The 19161-nt window shown below is 51.6% G+C and carries 10 protein-coding genes; 4 read left to right on the top strand and 6 right to left on the bottom strand.

Going from position 1 to position 19161, the window contains the following annotated elements:
• Positions 1-67: 67 nt before the first annotated feature.
• From HC229_RS01500 to HC229_RS01515, 4 genes are read left to right on the top strand one after another with little or no spacing between them, the layout of a single operon-like run.
• Positions 68-580, top strand: a complete 513-nt coding sequence (locus HC229_RS01500; RefSeq protein ID WP_191018663.1) for a hypothetical protein — start codon at positions 68-70, stop codon at positions 578-580.
• Positions 581-604: 24 nt separating this feature from the next.
• On the top strand, positions 605-11425 hold the full coding sequence (locus HC229_RS01505; protein WP_191018664.1) for an HYR-like domain-containing protein: 10821 nt from the start codon (positions 605-607) through the stop codon (positions 11423-11425).
• 56 nt (positions 11426-11481) lie between these two features.
• Positions 11482-12393 carry a PorP/SprF family type IX secretion system membrane protein gene (locus tag HC229_RS01510; protein WP_191018665.1) on the top strand — a complete coding sequence of 304 codons (912 nt, stop codon included), beginning with the start codon at positions 11482-11484 and terminating at the stop codon, positions 12391-12393.
• A 12-nt stretch (positions 12394-12405) separates the two neighbouring features.
• The gene (locus HC229_RS01515; protein ID WP_191018666.1) at positions 12406-14355 is read left to right on the top strand and encodes an OmpA family protein; all 1950 of its coding nucleotides are present in this window, start codon (positions 12406-12408) and stop codon (positions 14353-14355) included.
• A 57-nt stretch (positions 14356-14412) separates the two neighbouring features.
• On the opposite strand, the gene HC229_RS01520 is transcribed toward HC229_RS01515, so the two are convergent.
• The 6 genes from HC229_RS01520 to HC229_RS01545 all read right to left on the bottom strand — a co-directional run bounded on the left by HC229_RS01520 (position 14413) and on the right by HC229_RS01545 (position 19160).
• Positions 14413-14931, bottom strand: coding sequence for a CAP domain-containing protein (locus HC229_RS01520; protein WP_191018667.1), 519 nt, complete (start codon positions 14929-14931; stop codon positions 14413-14415).
• 335 nt (positions 14932-15266) lie between these two features.
• Positions 15267-15767, bottom strand: a complete 501-nt coding sequence (locus HC229_RS01525) for a CAP domain-containing protein (protein ID WP_191018668.1) — start codon at positions 15765-15767, stop codon at positions 15267-15269.
• 280 nt (positions 15768-16047) lie between these two features.
• Entirely contained in the window at positions 16048-16692 is a 645-nt protein-coding gene (pdxH, locus tag HC229_RS01530) for a pyridoxamine 5'-phosphate oxidase (protein ID WP_191018669.1), read from the bottom strand.
• 3 nt (positions 16693-16695) lie between these two features.
• Positions 16696-17601 (bottom strand): ribonuclease Z, encoded by a 906-nt coding sequence (locus tag HC229_RS01535; protein ID WP_191018670.1) that lies wholly within the window; start codon positions 17599-17601, stop codon positions 16696-16698.
• A gap of 145 nt (positions 17602-17746) precedes the next feature.
• Positions 17747-18076, bottom strand: coding sequence for a ribonuclease Z (locus tag HC229_RS01540; RefSeq protein WP_191018671.1), 330 nt, complete (start codon positions 18074-18076; stop codon positions 17747-17749).
• 145 nt (positions 18077-18221) lie between these two features.
• Entirely contained in the window at positions 18222-19160 is a 939-nt protein-coding gene (locus HC229_RS01545) for an aspartate carbamoyltransferase catalytic subunit (RefSeq protein ID WP_191018672.1), read from the bottom strand.
• Between the last annotated feature and the right edge of the window lies 1 nt (position 19161).

Below are 19161 nucleotides of genomic sequence, written 5' to 3' on the forward strand. Positions count from 1 at the left end.
GATCCCAATCAGATTAACTAACCGAACAGACAACGTTTCGCTGTCTGAAACACAAATCCAATTTATGATGAGAATGCTACTCCTTTTGGTGTTTGTCTTTTTTGCGATGGACCTTTCCGCCCAAACGGACAAAGGTACCAGGACGGCCTCGCCTTCGCAGCAAGAGTCAAACGGTAAGGCGATCGTCCACGTAGACCAGTTTCTATCCGGCCAACAAGCCAGATCGGGAGCCGCTCAGGTGCGAAGCCTTATGAATGACGTCCAACCTTCCACTTACGTAGAGTCCGGAAGCGTAAAAACGTACGGGGACGACCCGGTATGCCTGTATACGGATGTAAAATCGTTTTCCAGCCTCGCAGCACTCAATGTGTCGCAAGAGGTGCAAATGATTACCGTAAAGTTCAAGAGTGCCGGTGACCTTTCCAGCCCGCTGGATTTTTCGGTCTTGTCGGCATTTCCAAAGTTGCAATACGTTTACCTCGTCAGCGAGACCAATGTAGCGGGCCCGAGATTGGCCTCATTGGTCAAAAACAACGATCCGAGATACAATGTTTTCTACAACATCCTGATCACTCACTAAGCAGCGATATAAAAAGCAGATCATATGAAAAACATATACTTCAAATCTGAAATTGCGACTCCCAAAATCCTGATGCTCGTCTTGACGGCATGGTTGGGATTCACCTTTGCTGCAAGTGCACAGGTCCGTGTGCCGTTCAACCAGCGCACCTCGCAATACACTCCTACCAAGAAAATTTACAACGTAAAAGGTGATTTTACCATGATGGGTAACACCAACCTCACGTTGCAGAACTATGGTAACCTGACTGAAAACGGCTACAACTCTATGGTTTACGTAGATGTGGACGCGGCAACCGCAACCGGATTGGGAGGGACACGAACGTTCAACTCCTCATCAGCTACGTTGACACTTTCAACCGAGAACGGGGCTGTACCGTCTTGTTCCACCATCGTCTATGCAGGTCTTTACTGGACAGGGCGCGCCTCCAACGGCAGCTCGAGCAGCAACACCTTCAACGTGACCAAGAACGGCGTTACCAAAACGTTCAACAAGAGAAAGATCCAGTTCCGCGGGCCGGGTGCGGCGGGTTATACCGAATTCACCGCCAACGCGAACGACATCTACTATCCTGAATCCCAGGATGACTTCATGTATTCGGCTTATGCCGAAGTCACCGATTATGTCAAGACACACGGTCTGGGGCAATATACCGCTGCCGACATCGCGCTTGTCGAAGGCAACGGAGGCGGTACCGGATTTTACGGTGGCTGGGGACTTATCGTAGTATACGAAAACTCCAAGATGAAATACCGCGATGTGACGATATTTGACGGACACGCCTATGTTATCGGCGGTACGGCTAGCAACAACTTGCCAATCAGCGGATTCAACACCGTCCAGAACGGGCCTGTCGGCATCAAGTTAGGTTTGATGGCCGGAGAAGGTGACAACGGTATTTCGGGAGATTATTTCCAGATCCGTCGCCAGGACAACAACCAATGGCAGAGCCTCAACCACAGTGCCAACTCTGCGACCAACTTCTTCAATTCGAGCATTCAGACGCCGGGAACCCGAAATCCGAGCCTTCTCAACAACACAGGACTCGATATCAGCATGTTCAACCTGCCGAATACGGGCAACGGGTTGATTACAAACAACCAGACGTCTACCACGTTCCGATACGGCTCCACCCAGGATACCTATATCATTTACGCCATTGCGATGGCCGTCGATGCTTACATCCCGGAAGTCGAAGGAAATCTTGCGGCCGTCAGCATCAACAATACTCCGGTTCCTTCGGTCGGGCCTTACACGGCTTTGCCAGGACAGGAAATGGAGTTCAGGGTCCAGGTGCGCAACCGCGGAACCGAACCGGTCAACAACGCCCAGTTGAGCATCCCTATTCCTTACAACACGGAATATGTGAACAACAGTGCGACGCGCCAGGTCTTCTTCAACCCTGCTCCTACGCCTAACTCTTTGACATTCAATCCGGCCATCGGTTCCAATGGATCGATTATCTGGAACATCGGAACGCTTCCGGTTCCAGCCAGTCCGGATACGGTTTTGGGAGAATTGGTCTTCAAAGTATCCGTCACGACAGATTGTGAACTACTTAAAAACGCCAACTGCCAGAACATCGTAGCCGTAAACGGATCATTCACCGGGACAGGCGCCATAACCGGCATCGCCTTCATCGACAAGGATCTTATCCAGGGCTACACCCAGGACGGGAACTGTCAGGGCACGGCCATTTCGGCACCATTGCTCGTCAATGTCAACGCTACCGAATACGTAAACGCGAACTGTCAGTCGACACCACCGATCACGGCCTTCACGTTCTGCAGCACCGGCACGGCAATTCCAATCACTGCAGTTGCAGGAAGTTTCCCTAACGGATCGACTTTCTACAACCAATATCCTATTGGGCCGAACGCCACGCAATACACGATTAACAATCCGTTCCCGGCAACCGTTGGTACCTTGACGTATTACGCCGTTCCTCCGGGCGCCCTCCAGGGTTGTTACTTCCAGTTTACGATCACCGTTACGACGATCAACTCTACACCGACCGTCAATACGCCTCTCGATTACTGTCTTAACGCTCCGGCCCAGCCGCTGTCTGCGACGCCTAGTGGACCCGGTTTGACGCTTTACTATTTTACTTCACTTAACGGACAGCCACAGGTTTCGATCACGCCATCTACCGCTACGGTAGGTTCTGTTACCTATTATGTAGCCGAAGCGGCAAGCCCTACCTGTATCGGGCCAAAAGTACCGATCGTGGTCAACGTTTATCCATCGGCTCAACTTACCGCTCCTGCAGCCTATTCGTTGAACGCCTGCGGACCTGCCGCCATCGTAGACTATCCGTATAGCGCGACGCCGGTTGTGATCACATTGGCTCAGTTCCAGCAAATGGGCGGAACTGTTTCAAATGCCAACGGTCTCGGAAGTTACACGATTACTTATTCCGATACCCGAACCGGAAACTGTCCGGTAAAGGTCACGCGTACCTTCACGTTGAACTCTGCCTGCGGCACTACGACTGCAACGCAAATCATTACGATCAGCGACAGTACGCCGCCAACGATCTCCGGTTTGCCTGCAACGCCGACCACGACGGAATGTTCGGGAGTACCGGCATGGGTAACGCCATCTGCTACCGACAATTGCGAAGGTGTCGTAACCTTGACGCATGCCGACGCTACCACTCCTGGAAGCTGCGCTAATTCCTACACGATCACGAGAACCTGGACGGCTACCGACCTTTGCGGAAACGTGGCAACGGCAACTCAGGTGTTCAATGTGGTCGATACAGCAGCCCCTGTGATTTCGGCATTGCCTGCCGCTTCGACAATCGATTGTACGGCGACGCCATCTTTCGCGACTCCAACGGCTACCGACGCTTGCGGCGGAAATGTAACGCTTACCTCTCAAGACCAGCAAATCGCAGGTTCTTGCCCTAATACGTATTCGATCGTCAGGACTTGGACGGCGACCGACGTTTGCGGAAATAACGCTACGGCTTCGCAAACGATCAACGTCCAGGATATTACGGCTCCGGTAATCACTACCCAGGCCCAAAACCTTGCGATCCAGTGCAGCACGGGAAGCCAGAACACATTGAACCAATGGCTTGCCTCAAATGGTAGCGCCGTTGCCAACGATGCTTGTGGCGCCGTGACCTGGTCAAATGACTTCAGCGGCATCGGGAACGACTGCTCGACTGCCGTTACGGTAATCTTCACGGCTACCGATGCGTGCGGAAACGCTTCCACGACATCGGCTACCTTTACACTTAAGGATGATGTGGCTCCGGTCGCACCGTCTGTACCGGCCAATCTGAACGTACAATGTGCGTCGGAAGTTCCGGCAAACGTTTCACTGACGGCTACCGACAACTGTGGCGGCAACATCACCGTTCAAGGCGTCGATGTCACGACTCCGGGCGCTTGCGCAGGATCGTTCACTATCGTGCGCACCTGGACGTTCGTCGATGCTTGTGCCAACACTTCTTCGGTTTCTCAAACTATCACTGTAAATGACACGATCGCCCCGGTCGCTCCTGCAGCTCCGGCCACGGTCTTCGTTTCGTGCGCATCGGAAGTTCCGGCCAACCAGACCTTGACGGCTACCGACAATTGTGGCGAAGTCATCACCGCTCAAGGTGTAGACGTGACCAATGCCGGTAACTGCCCAAATACCTTTAAAATCGTCCGTACCTGGACATTTACAGATTCTTGCGGAAATTCATCATCGGTTTCCCAAACCATTAACGTAAGCGATACGGTCGCCCCGGTTGCTCCTGCTGCTCCGGCAAATGCGACAGTACAATGTGCCGCCGACGTTCCAGCCAATGTCGCCCTGACTGCCCAGGATAATTGCAATGGCGCTATTACCGCTCAAGGTGTCGATGTAACCACGCCTGGTAATTGCCCGAATTCGTTCACGATCGTTCGCACCTGGACGTTTACCGACGCTTGCGGAAACGCTTCATCGGTTTCTCAAACCATAAATGTCAACGATAACGTAGCTCCGGTCGCTCCTGCGGCTCCGGCCAACGTGACGGCGGCTTGCGCTGCTGAAGTTCCGGCCAATGTCACTTTGACGGCCCAGGACAACTGTTCTGGCGCCATCACGGCTCAAGGCGTCGATGTGACGACTCCTGGTGCTTGCGCCGGATCGTTCACTATCGTAAGAACCTGGACATTTACTGATGCCTGCGGAAATACAGCGTCGGTTTCGCAAACGATCAGCGTCAACGATAACGTAGCCCCGGTTGCTCCTGCAGCTCCGGCCAACGTAACGGCCGCCTGTGCTTCTGAAGTTCCGGCTAACGTAACTTTGACCGCTCAGGATAACTGTTCGGGAGCGATTACTGCACAAGGTGTCGATGTCACGACTCCAGGCAACTGTCCGAACTCGTTTACGATCGTTCGTACCTGGACGTTTACCGACGCCTGCGGAAATGCTTCGTCCGTTTCACAAACCATAAACGTGAACGATAATGTCGCTCCGGTGGCTCCTGCAGCTCCGGCCAACATTACGGCGGCTTGCGCTGCTGAAGTTCCGGCTAATGTAACCTTGACGGCCCAGGACAATTGTTCGGGTGCGATCACGGCACAAGGTGTTGACGTGACGACTCCTGGTGCTTGCGCCGGATCGTTCAACATCGTAAGAACCTGGACATTTACCGACGCTTGCGGAAATACCGCTTCGGTTTCTCAAACGATCAATGTCAACGACAACATCGCTCCGGTAATTTCACAATTGCCGGCGGCTACCACAATAGATTGCCCGGCTACGCCATCGTTCGCCACGCCAACCGCTACCGACAACTGCGCCGGTAACGTGACCTTGACTTTCGAGGACGTGACGACCCAGGGCGCTTGTGCGGCATCGTACTCTATTACCCGCACCTGGACGGCGACCGACGCTTGTGGCAACACGGCTCTGGCTTCCCAAACTATAAATGTCCAGGACATCACGGCTCCGGTAATTACTGCCGAGGCTCAAAACCTGACCATCCAGTGTGGTGCCAACCAAAATGCGTTGAACGAGTGGCTGGCTTCCAATGGAGGTGCTACCGCTACCGATACTTGCTCTGCTGTAACCTGGTCGAATAATTACAACGGAATCGGCAACGACTGCTCGGCTGCCATCACGGTAGTATTTACGGCTACGGACGCTTGCGGAAACGCTTCGACCACATCGGCTACATTCACGGTATCGGACACGACTGCTCCGGTTGCCCCTGCGGCTCCGGCCAACGTATCGGTTCAATGCGCCGCCGACGTTCCTGCGAACATCTCGTTGACTGCTACAGACAACTGCGCAGGTGAAATTACTGTTCAAGGTGTCGACGTCACTACGCCTGGTGCCTGCGCCGGATCGTACACCATCGTTAGAACCTGGACCTTTACAGATGCTTGCGCCAATACGACTTCCGTATCCCAAACCATTTCGGTAAACGATACGACTGCTCCTGTTGCGCCATCGGCTCCGGCCAATGCGAACGTAGCTTGTGCATCTGAAGTTCCTGCCAACATCGAATTGACTGCAACCGACAACTGTCAGGGTGCCATCACGGTTTCAGGTGTCGATGTAACGACTCCGGGCGCTTGTGCGAACTCGTTCACGATCGTTCGTACCTGGACATTCGCGGACGCTTGCGGAAACACTTCGTCCGTCTCTCAGACTATCAATGTAAACGACACCATTGCTCCGGTAGCTCCTGAAGCTCCGGCAAACGTGACCGCTCAGTGTTCATCTGAAGTTCCGGCCAACGTAACCTTGACGGCTCAGGACAACTGTTCTGGCGCCATCACTGCCGAAGGTGTCGATGTGGTGACTGCAGGAAACTGCCCGAACTCGTTCAACATCGTCAGAACATGGACCTTTACGGATGCTTGCGGAAACACTTCTTCCGTATCCCAAACCATTTCTGTAAACGACACGACGGCTCCAGTTGCGCCACAAGCTCCGGCTGACGTGACCGCAACCTGTACTGCCGAAGTGCCTGCCAACATCGAATTGACTGCACAGGACAACTGTCAAGGTGCGATTACCGCTACTGGCGTTGATGTAACTACTCCAGGTGCTTGCGCCGGGTCGTTCACGATCGTCAGGACCTGGACTTTCGTCGATGCGTGCGGAAACACTTCTTCCGTATCCCAAACCATTTCGGTAAACGACAACGTTGCTCCTGTCGCTCCTGCAGCTCCGGCTGACGTAACTGCGGCTTGTGCTGCTGAAGTTCCTGCAAATGTTACTTTGACGGCAACCGACAATTGTGGTGAAGTCATCACGGCTCAAGGCGTCGATGTGACCACTCAAGGAAACTGCGCGAATTCGTTCACTATCGTTCGTACCTGGACATTTGCCGATGCGTGCGGAAATACGTCATCTGTATCCCAAACGATCTCGGTAAACGATACTATCGCTCCGGTAATTTCGCAATTGCCTGGCGCAACCACGATCGACTGTCCTGCAACTCCGGTATTCGCAACCGCTACGGCAACCGACAATTGTGCCGGCGACGTAACCCTTACATTCGAAGACGTAACGACAGCGGGAACTTGCGCGAATTCTTACGCTATCACCCGTAACTGGACTGCGACCGATGCTTGTGGCAACACGGCAACCGCAACCCAGACGATCAACGTTCAGGACATTACCGCTCCTACAATTTCGACTCAGGCTCAAGACCTGGCGATCCAGTGTGGTGCCGGTAACGAAAATGCCCTTAACGAGTGGCTTGCAGGCAATGGTGGCGCTACCGCTTCCGATACTTGCTCGGAAGTCACCTGGACCAATAATTACAACGGAATCGGAAACGACTGTACATCTGCGGTAACTGTGATTTTCACGGCTACGGATGCTTGCGGAAACGCTTCGACTACTTCGGCTACGTTCACTGTATCGGATTCTACTGCTCCGGTTGCTCCTGAGGCGCCTGCTGCCGTTGCCGTTCAATGTGCTGCTGATGTTCCTGCGAACGTGACACTTACTGCAACTGACAACTGTGCTGGCGACATCGCGGTTCAAGGTGTAGATACCACGACTCCGGGACAATGTGCTGGTTCTTACGTAATCGTACGCACCTGGACATTCACTGACGCTTGCGCGAATTCCGTTTCGGTTTCACAAACGATTACCGTAAACGATACTATTGCCCCGGTCGCTCCTGAAGCTCCGGCTACTGCAAACGTCTCTTGTGCTTCCGAGGTTCCGGCCAACGTGACACTGACTGCCCAGGATGCTTGCCAGGGCGCTATCGAAGCCCAAGGTGTAGACGTGGTGACTCCGGGTTCATGCCCGAATTCATTCACTGTCGTACGTACCTGGACGTTCACGGATTCTTGCGGAAACAGTGCATCCGTATCGCAAACGATCAACGTAAACGACACGGTTGCCCCGGTTGCTCCTGAAGCTCCGGCTAACGTAACGGCTCAATGTACAGCCGATGTTCCTGCAAACGTGACGCTTACCGCTACCGATAACTGCGGAGACCAAATCACGGCTCAGGGCGTTGATGTGACTACTGCTGGTGCTTGCGCCGGATCGTTCACCATCGTTCGTACCTGGACGTTCACCGATGCTTGCGGAAACGCATCATCTGTATCGCAGACGATTTCCGTAAACGATACGACGGCCCCAACCGCTCCTGAAGCTCCGGCTGACGTGACCGCGACTTGCGCTGCCGAAGTTCCTGCAAACGTGACGTTGACCGCTACGGACAACTGTGGCGAGACCATCACCGCTGAAGGCGTAGATGTTACGACTGCCGGAGAGTGTGCCAACGCATTCACTATCGTCCGCACATGGACTTTCACTGATGCTTGTGGCAATACGTCATCGGTTTCGCAAAACATCAACATCAATGACAATGTTGCTCCGGTAATTTCACAATTGCCGACTGCTTCGACTATAGAATGTCCTGCAACTCCTGAGTTTGCACAGGCAACGGCTACCGACAACTGCGCCGGTGAAGTGACCTTGACGTTCGAAGACGTAAATACGCCTGGTACTTGTGCCGGATCCTATTCGATCACACGTACCTGGACCGCTACCGACGCTTGTGGCAACACCGCGACGGCTACGCAAACTGTAAACGTACAGGACACAACTGCGCCGGTTATCACGGCTGAGGCTCAAAACCTGGCGATCCAATGTGGTAACGGAACAGAGAACACGCTTGAGCAGTGGCTGGCTTCGAATGGAGGCGCCACGGCAACGGACGCTTGTTCCGATGTGACCTGGACAAATAACTACGACGGAATCGGAAACGACTGTTCGGCTGCCGTAACGGTGATCTTCACCGCTACCGACGCTTGCGGAAACGCTTCGACTACTACCGCCACATTCACGATTTCGGATACTGTGGCTCCGGTCGCCCCTGAAGCGCCTGCTGCCGTAACGGTAGCTTGTGCCGCGGATGTCCCGGCAAACGTGACCCTTACCGCTACGGACAACTGTCTTGGTGAGATCAGCGTTCAAGGTGTAGATGTTACGACTCCTGGTGCCTGCGCCGGAACGTACACTATCGTTCGTACCTGGACTTTTACCGATGCTTGTGCCAACACGACTTCGGTTTCGCAAACAATCAACGTGGTTGACGACATCGCCCCTACCGCTCCAACGGCTCCGGCTGACGTGACGATCCAATGTGGAGACGCCCTTCCGGCAAACGCCACTCTGACTGCCACTGACAACTGCGGAACAGCGATCAGCGCTCAAGGTGTTGACGTGACGACTCAGGGCGAATGCGCCGGTACATCGACTACCGTTCGCACCTGGACCTTTACCGATGCTTGCGGGAATACGTCATCCGTATCGCAAACGATCAACGTAATCGATACGACTGCACCAGTTGCTCCTGCAGCTCCTGCCGATGTGACCGCTCAGTGCGCGTCTGAAGTTCCTGCTGCCGTTACCCTAACAGCGAACGATGCTTGTAGCGGAGAAGTTGTGGGTGTCATGACAGAAGTAAACACTCCGGGAGCTTGTCCTAACGCGTTCACTTTGGTTCGCACCTGGACATTCACCGATGCTTGCGGAAACGTTTCAACGGTTTCCCAAACTGTAAATGTAAACGACACTACCGCTCCTGTCGCTCCTGAGGCTCCTGCCGATGTGACAGCTTCATGCGGAGGCGAAGTTCCTGCAAACGTTACTTTGACAGCGACTGACAACTGCGGTGGCGAAATCTCCGCTCAAGGTGTCGACGTTACGACTCAAGGTGCCTGCGCGAATGCTTACACAATCGTCCGTACCTGGACGTTCACTGATGCTTGCGGAAACGCATCTTCGGTTTCACAGAACATTTCTGTTGGCGACACGACGGCTCCGGTACTTCCGGACAACGTTCCTGCTGACGTGACGGTCTCTTGTGCTTCTGAAGTTCCCTCTGCGATCACGCTGACCGCTACCGATAATTGCGACAGCGCTCCAATCACGGCTCAGGCTGTGGATGCGGTCGTTGCCGGAAGCTGTGCAAACTCGTTCGTCACCACACGTACCTGGACTTTTGTCGATGCTTGCGGAAACACATCTGTGGCAACACAAACGATCACGGTTAACGATACGACGGCTCCGACATTCGATCAATCGGCTCCTGCAGCCGTGACGGTAGAATGCACGCAAATTCCTGCCGCCGCTACGTTGACAGCTACGGATAACTGCGGACAAACCGCTGTTGCCGTAACGATGACCGAAGCAACGACTCCGGGAAGCTGCGCAGGAACATACACCCTTGTAAGGACTTGGTCAGCTACCGATGCGTGCGGAAACGTAGCAACGGTATCCCAAACCATAAATGTGGTCGACACCACGGCACCTGCTTTTGTCGAGCCGTTGCCGGACAGTACGATCACCGCAGAATGTGGCGCGGTTCCAGCTCCGGCGATCCTTACGGCACTGGATTCGTGCAACAACACGCCGGTTCAGGTAGTATATGCCGAGAGTAGCGTCGCGACATCATGTCCGGTTGTGGAAGTCATCACACGTACCTGGACGGCTACCGACTCTTGCGGCAACGTCGTAACACACACGCAGACCGTGAATGTCCAGGACACTACCGCTCCTACGCTCAATGAGACTTTGGAGCCTGTGGTCAACGTCAACTGCGACGCTGTTCCTACAGTTCCTGTCTTGACATTCGCCGATTCCTGCACGGAAGTCCAGGAGCCGGTGTTCACCGAAACGATCTCGGAGGTCGTCGAAGGAAACTACAGCATCACATGGAGCTGGACGGTATCTGACGAGTGCGGAAACGAGGCAACGTTCACACAAGTAGTCAATGTAACGGTCAACGACAGCCTAATCGTCGTCGAAAACGAGCAGTGTAACGAAGATGTTAGTGCCTCTATCGATCTTGTCACTATATTGCCGGCCGGAACGCCAGCAGGCGGTACATGGGTGAACGTCGACAACGTCGGCGGGCTTAACGGCAGCGTCTTCCAACCGAACCAGATCCCGAACGGAATCTACAACGTGGACTACGTGATCAACGATCCGGTTTGCCCAAGAACTGTGAGAATCAGACTCAATGTAAACGAGTTGTTCTGTGAAGTGGATCCTGCTTGTACCGTAACGGTAAACAATGCGTTCTCACCAAATAATGATGGTATAAATGAGCATTTCAACATCAATGGTTTCGAAACTACCGAATGCGTCGTGTCGAACACAGTTGAAATCTACAACCGTTGGGGAGTTTTGGTCTTCGAAATGAAGAACTACAACAACAACGACCGTGCATTCCGCGGAGTATCCGAAGGCCGGGTGACCTTGAAGAAGGATGACGAACTACCTACTGGTACGTACTTCTACATCATCACATACAAGAAAGCTGATGGCACAAGTGGTAAACAAGACGGATATTTATACCTTTCAAGATAAGAAAACCAAATCTAACGCCCGGGGCGTCACCTCCCCGGGTAAAAAACAATAGACTAATGAAAACAAGATTTTTAATTTTCGTTTTGATGTTGGCAGGGTTCTCATCGTGGGCGCAGCAAGATTCGCAGTATACCATGTACATGTACAATACCATCAACATCAACCCGGCATACGCTGGTTCGAGAGGCGTGATGAGTCTCTTCGGATTACACCGCTCCCAATGGGTCGGGATGGACGGAGCTCCGGTAACCAACGCCGCCTCGTTGAACTCCCCTATCGGGGAAAGCAACCTGGGTATCGGTCTTTCGTTCGTGAACGACCGCATCGGGCCAACGACAGAAAACCAGTTCAGCGCGGATATCTCCTACACGATCCGTACCGACGAGTTCCACAAACTCTCGTTCGGTATCAAAGGAACGGCCAACATGTTCGGCCTTGACCGCGGCAAATTGACGCCGGAGGAGCAAAACGACCCGTCACTCCAGGCCGTCAGGAACGACTTTTCGCCTAACATCGGCGCCGGTGTCTACTGGCATACCGATAAATACTACATCGGATTGTCGGTACCTAATTTCATCGAGAACAACAACTGGGCAGAAAACGATCGCGCCATCAACAAAGAACGCATGAACTATTACCTTATCGGAGGTTACGTATTCGATCTCAACCCGATGTGGAAACTCAAGCCGGCGGTGTTGACCAAAGCGATAACCGGAGCCCCGTTGCAGGTTGACGTTTCATTGAACACGTTGTACGACGACCGCTTTATGCTCGGTGCGGCCTACCGCTGGGACGCAGCGGCGAGTTTGATGGCCGGATTCCAAATTTCCCAAGGCCTTTTCATCGGCTACGGATATGACATGGAAACGACCAGGTTGCGCCAATACAATTCCGGTTCACACGAAGTCTTCTTGCGCTACGAGTTCTTCAGCAACAAAAACAAGATCATATCCCCTAGATTCTTCTAATACGAAACAGTCATGAAAAAAGTACTACTTAGTCTACTATTCAGTCTCCTGGCCGTCTGCAGTTACGGACAGGTCGGTTTGAAAAAAGCCGACAGGAACTATGACCGTTATGCGTACATAGATGCCATCAAAACCTATGAGCGACTTGCCGACAAAGGCTACAAGAACGCCGAAATGTTCAAGAAACTCGCCAATTCCTATTACTTCAACGCCCAGTTCGACAAGGCCGCCAAGTGGTATGACGAATTGTTCGCCATGACCACCGACGTAGAGCCGGAATTGTATTATCGATATTCCCAAAGCCTCAAGGCGACGGGCAACTACGCAAAGTCGGACGACATGATGAACGCGTTCACGGCCAAGACGAGCGAGGATTTGCGTGGCAAGAATTTTTCCGAAAAGAAAGATTACATGAAGCAGATCGAGGCCAACTCAGGTCGTTACGAGATAGGGGATGCGGGCGTAAATTCCCAGTATTCAGATTATGGAAGCACCGTTTACGAAGGCCAGCTCGTTTTTGCGTCGGCCCGCGACACCGGGAATTTCGTCCAGCGCAAACACAAATGGTCGAACCAATATTTCACGAATATGTATTCGGCGGCGATCACCGGCGACTCTGTCGGGAAATCCTTGAAATTCGCAAAGAACATCAACACCCGTTTTCACGAGTCGACTCCGGTTTTCTCGAAAGACGGCAAGACGATGTTCTTCACCAGGAACGACTTCAACGACGGAAAGAAAGGCAAGAATGGCGAGCGCATCACGCTTCTCAAAATTTACAAAGCCACAAAAATCGTCGAGAAAAAAGAGAAAGACAGCACCGTGAGCTGGACCAACGTTGCCGAATTGCCGTTCAACAGCAGCAACTACAGTGTGGCCCACCCATCGCTTAGCGCGGACGGAAAATGGTTGTATTTCGCTTCGGACATGCCCGGCGGAAAAGGACAATCCGATATCTGGAAAGTAGAAATTACGGGTGACAATTCATTTGGGACACCTGTAAATCTCGAAGCGATCAACACCGAAGGAAAAGAAACTTTCCCGTTCGTAACCAACGAAAACGAGTTGTATTTCGCATCCGACGGCTACCAAGGCCTTGGCGGTATGGACATCTACATGTCGCGCATCAACCAGGACGGAACGTACGAAGAGCCGCAAAACGTGGGCGCTCCGGCCAACTCCAAAATGGACGATTTCGCTTACTATATCGACACCAAGACACGCAAAGGTTTCCTGACCTCGAATCGCGAAGGCGGAGCAGGATCTGACGACATCTACAAATTCCTCGAGACGCGCAAATTGGTCTGCGAACAGGAATTGTCCGGCATCGTGACGGATCTGGCCACGGGAGAAGTGCTTCCGAACACCAGAGTCACGCTGTTCGACGAGAAATTCAACAAGCTCAAGGAAGTCGTTTCCGATGACAAAGGATTCTACGATTTCGGGACCGTCGATTGCGGAAAAGCGTATTACGTTCGTGCCGAGAAAGAGGAATACGAAACCAAGGAGCAAAAGATCACGATTTCTAAAGACACAGGAAAAACCGATTTGCCGATACAGCTCGAGCGCAAAATCAAGGCGGTTACCGTCGGGGACGACCTTGCTGATGTCTTCGGAATCAATTACATCTATTTCGATTTGGACAAGTGGGACATCCGTCCGGACGCCGCGGTCGACATCGCAAAAGTACTCGACGTGCTGAACCAATATCCGACGATGAAAATCGACATCCGTTCGCATACCGACAGCCGCGCTTCCCACAAGTACAACCAGAAATTGTCGGAGCGGCGCGCCAAATCAACATTGGATTGGTTGAGAGCCAACGGCATCTCTGCAGACCGCCTGACTTCGAAAGGTTACGGCGAGACACAGCTTGTCAATGGTTGTAAGGATGGCGTAAAATGTTCCGAAGAAGAACACCAGAAAAACCGTCGCAGCCAATTCATCATAACGGCTCTGTAAAAAGCTCAAACACTAAAACCAAATAGAAAAGCATCCGCCTCAAAACGGGTGCTTTTTTTATTGTGGGATCGAAACGAATAGGGCCGTGTAATAATGGCGCCCGCCAGCATCGGCCGAGATCGACAGTCCGATATGCGTAAAACTGCCTTCCACCGTCGCCCTATGGCCCTCGCTGTCGAGCCAGGCTTGTAACGCTCCGCTCGGCGCCTGATAGTTGAATGCGACATTTTCGCCAATGTTGAAAGCGCCGATCGTTTCCCTCAACTCGTCGGCACGCTGCTCAAAAAAATCGTGGTTCATAACATCATTGGCGATCATATAAGCATTGTGTCCCTGAGCCAATGTCGACGCGTAAGGGTGAAGCGACAGCTCGGACTTCCCGACACTTTGACGGTAATCGTTGATCAGGCTCGCCAATTGTCGTTCGTCGGCGCTGTAAACATAAGGCGTTTGCGGCTGCGTAACGGGTTGGGATGGTTGCTGTGGTTGGGATATGGCTTCGGCATCCTGATCTGGGGAGCAAGAGATCAGCGCGGCGATAAAAAGCCCAAGTCCGAAAATTGACATTGCCTTCATGATAGACGTTTTGGAAACAGCCAGGAACATTTTCCACGGAAGTTGTTTGGTTATTTCCGTAACGGTTTATCGGTTGAAATATTTGAAACAATCGACGAACTGCATATTATCAATTATTTTTAGAAGGGATTTCTTATAAGTGTTGATAATCTTTTCGCATCCGGACAATTCGCCGTGACGCTGACTGCTATATCGTTTTTCAGCAGAGAAAGCGCCCGATCGTTCTTTGTTTGACCGAATACGTTGCGACCTAAGAGATCACTACCAAACAAAAAAACCGCCCTTTGGGAGGCGGTTTGTCGTCAAAACAAAAACAAAGTTTAATTCAACTCAATTTATTTTTTAATGAAGATATTCGTGTAGTATTTTTTGCCACTGGTTTGATCTACGGTGACCGAAATCCCAAAATGGGTAAACGATCCCTCGATGTTGGCCTTGTGTCCCGGGCTGTTGAGCCAGGCCGTTACCGCGCCTATTGGCTGCTGGTAATTATAGGCGATATTCTCGTTGACTTTCATCGCACCTACGTTTTGCATGATGTCCTGGGCACGCTCGTTGAACTGGTCGTGATTGACGACTTGGTGTTCTATCATGTATTCGTTATGCTCTTCTGATTTTACCGATACATAGTTGATGAGTTCCAACGGATTCAACCCTTTACTCACACGGTAATCGTTGATGAGCTTGGCCGTTTGGAGTTCGAGTTCGGTGTACGAATAATCGACGACGAGCTCCGGTTTCGCCGCTGCGTTCGGCTCATCGGTATCGGTCGAGCAGGAATTCAAAGTCAATACGAACGCGCACAGCAAGGCTGTTTTGAGTAGCTTTGTTTTCATAAACATAGTAGGTTAAGTCAAGGCAGATGTGGGGCAAATGTCCTGGTGTTTTTATTTTTGGAATTTAAAGTAGATTGTGGGGCAAACTGCTTTAAGGGTGTAAGAACGTCTGTTTGATTTCTTGGGTCAATATTACAGCAAACATCGTTTAAATGCCAAATAAAATCGATGAAATGCGCGTTTTAACTTTAAACACATATAATTTTCTTACATTTTGTTCTATTTTGGACATAAAAAAACCGCCAGTAAATTTGGCGGTATGTTACATCCTGATATTTATTTATGGTGAAATTCTATCCCGTTGCCAACTTAAATTCCCATTGAGATGGTATCTAATGCGATCGTGGAGGCGATTCGGACGGCCTTGCCAGAATTCCATCTCAACGGGACGTACGAGATAGCCGCCCCAGTACTCCGGACGCGTGATCTCTTTTCCTGCGCATTCCGTTTCCAGCGCCTTGAGCTTTTTTTCAAGAAACGCTCGCGATGGGATTACTTCGCTCTGGTTAGATACGACCGCTCCAAGTTTGCTGCCCTCGGGACGGCTCTCAAAATAGCCATCGGAAATATTGGCGGCCACTTTCTCGGCGGTTCCTTTTACGATGACCTGACGTTCCAATCCGGGCCAGAAGAACGAGAGGCAAACATTCGGATTGACGGCAATGGCTTTTCCTTTTTCAGATTCGTAATTCGTATAAAACACGAAACCCTCGTACGTATATTGCTTGAGTAGCACGACCCGGGATTTCGGGAAGCCGTCAAGACCGATTGTAGAAACGGTCATCGCATTGGCCTCGGCAACAAAATCCGACGCGTCCGCCTCGTGGAACCATTGCTTGAAAAGTTCCATAGGCTCAAAGGTCAGCCCGCTTTCAATGAGCTCGCTTTTCTCGTACGATTGGCGGTAGTCGCTTAAATCTTCCATAATCTAAAGGTCAAAGGTGAAGCCGTCTTCGGACAGCAAAACATTGTCAAATTCAATCCGGGCTTCGTCCCTGAATTTTTCCAGGTCGTCGTAACGCGTCGAGTAATGCCCGAGCAGCAACTTTTTCACGCCGGCAAGTTTGGCGATGCGACCGGCTTGTATCGCAGTCGTGTGCATGGTTTTCGCGGCCAGTTCCGCTTCGGATTCAAGAAACGTCGACTCGTGGTAGAGAACGTCCACGCCACTTATTGCATCCAGGATGTCCTCGCTGTATATCGTATCGGAACAGAACGCATAGCTTTTGGGCGGAACGGGTTCGGTTGTAAGTTGCGAATTGGGGATTACGGTTCCGTCGTCCAATGTGATGTCTTTTCCCAACGCGATGTTGCGGTAATAGAGCTTGTCTATCCCATGCCGTTCGGCTGCGGCAGCGTCGAGTTTGCGCAATCCTACTTTTTCGCGGAACAGATAGCCGTTGGTATAAATGCGATGCTTCAACGGGATCGTCGTCACCGCCACTTTGTCGTCTTCGTAAATCAGTTCGCTTTCGGTCGAAGTCAATTCGTGGAAATACAGGTTGTATCCGGTAAACGAGCTGGCCAACCGAAGTTGCAACAATATGATCTCCTTGATGCCTTTGGGGCCGTAAACGTGAAGGTCAGCCGTGCGGTTGAGCAATGTGAACGAGGAAATCAGTCCGATCAGCCCGTAAAGATGGTCGCCGTGAAGGTGGGAAATGAAAATGTGCTCGATCTTGGAGAACTTGATCTTGTTGCGTCGAAGCTGCACTTGGGTTCCCTCTCCGCAATCGATGAGAAACAGCCGGTTCTTGATTTCCAGGACCTGGGCCGTCGGATTGGAAAACGTCCTGGGCGTCGCGGCATAGCAGCCGAGTATCGTTAATTTCATTTAGTAAAATTAATGTAACAATGAATAACGAATGATTGATGACGGTTAGCGCAAGCGCCTAAACAGATGAACCTGGCTTTTGCCAGTCTAACCCAACTATCAACCATCAACCATCAACCATCAACTATCAACCATCAACTATCAACTAAAACCCAAGATCCCGCTCAATCTCGTCCATCTCAATCATGTCGTGGGCTTCCTGCACGGTCGGCACGACGACGAGTTTCCCCTGTACTTTATTGAAATCGATGTCGGCAACGATCACAAACGATTTTTTGCCCTTGATATGTGTCTTTGAAAGAGCGGAAAAGGCGTTTATTTCCTTTATCGCCAGATTTTTGTAGTGGGAAATGTCCAGTATCAGATTGCAGTTCCCGAACGTTTTATGCTCGTGTGTCAATTTCATAAGGAACGCCGTCAAGTTGTCCTGGGTGTCTTTGATGATGCAGGTATTGCCTTTGTGCTCGACTTCCATACTGCGTAATGTTGGTTTACGCAAAGATAGTCAGAAGATATTTTCGGGAGAGCGCAAATCGATCAGAAAATGGATACCGTGTTGCAAAACCAATTGCGCAAAGCGGACGTCGAACTTCCATCCGCAAAACGCAAAAATGGCCTTTTCAGCTGTTGAATCCTTTTATTTTGGACGCGAGCAGGTAGATTACCGCCATGCGCACCGCCACGCCATTCTCCACCTGGTCCAATATCACCGATTGTTGAGAATCCGCTACGTCCGAAGTGATTTCCACGCCTCGGTTGATAGGTCCCGGGTGCATGATCACGACTTCTTTGTCCAACGAATCGAGAAGCGCTTTCGTAACGCCATATTGTTGGGTGTACTCGCGTGTCGTCGGGAAGTAACTGAAATCGAGGCGTTCGTTTTGTACGCGCAGCATATTGGCCACGTCGGCCCATTCGAGCGCTTTTCTCAAATCAGGTTCGACCTTCACGCCAAGCGATTCGATATGACGCGGAATCAAGGTCTTGGGCCCGCAAACCCGGACTTCGGCACCTTGCATCTGCAATGCATAAATATTCGACAGGGCCACTCGCGAATGCAAAATATCACCCACGATCACGACTTTCTTACCTCCTACTTCGCCCAATTTCTCGCGTATGGAAAACGAATCCAACAGCGCCTGTGTCGGATGCTCATGGGCACCGTCGCCGGCGTTGACGATAGCAGCCTTTGCGTTCCGGGACAGGAAATAAGCCGCCCCGGGGCTGGAATGCCGCATGACGACCATGTCGACCTTCATCGCCAGGATGTTGTTCACCGTATCGATGAGCGTCTCCCCTTTTTTAACCGATGATTGTGCAGCCGCAAAGCTGATCACATCTGCAGAAAGCCTTTTTTGTGCCAGCTCAAACGACAATTTGGTACGCGTACTGTTCTCGAAAAAGATATTGGCGATGGTTATATCACGCAACGACGGCACCTTTTTTATCGGTCGGTTGATGATTTCCTTGAAATGGTCGGCGGTCTCGAAAATCAGGTCGATATCGCCTTTATTGATGTACTTGATCCCTAAAAGATGGTTTACGCTTAACTCGGCCATT

Source organism: Flavobacterium selenitireducens, from assembly GCF_014748335.1.
Classification (GTDB): Bacteria; Bacteroidota; Bacteroidia; order Flavobacteriales; family Flavobacteriaceae; genus Flavobacterium; species Flavobacterium selenitireducens.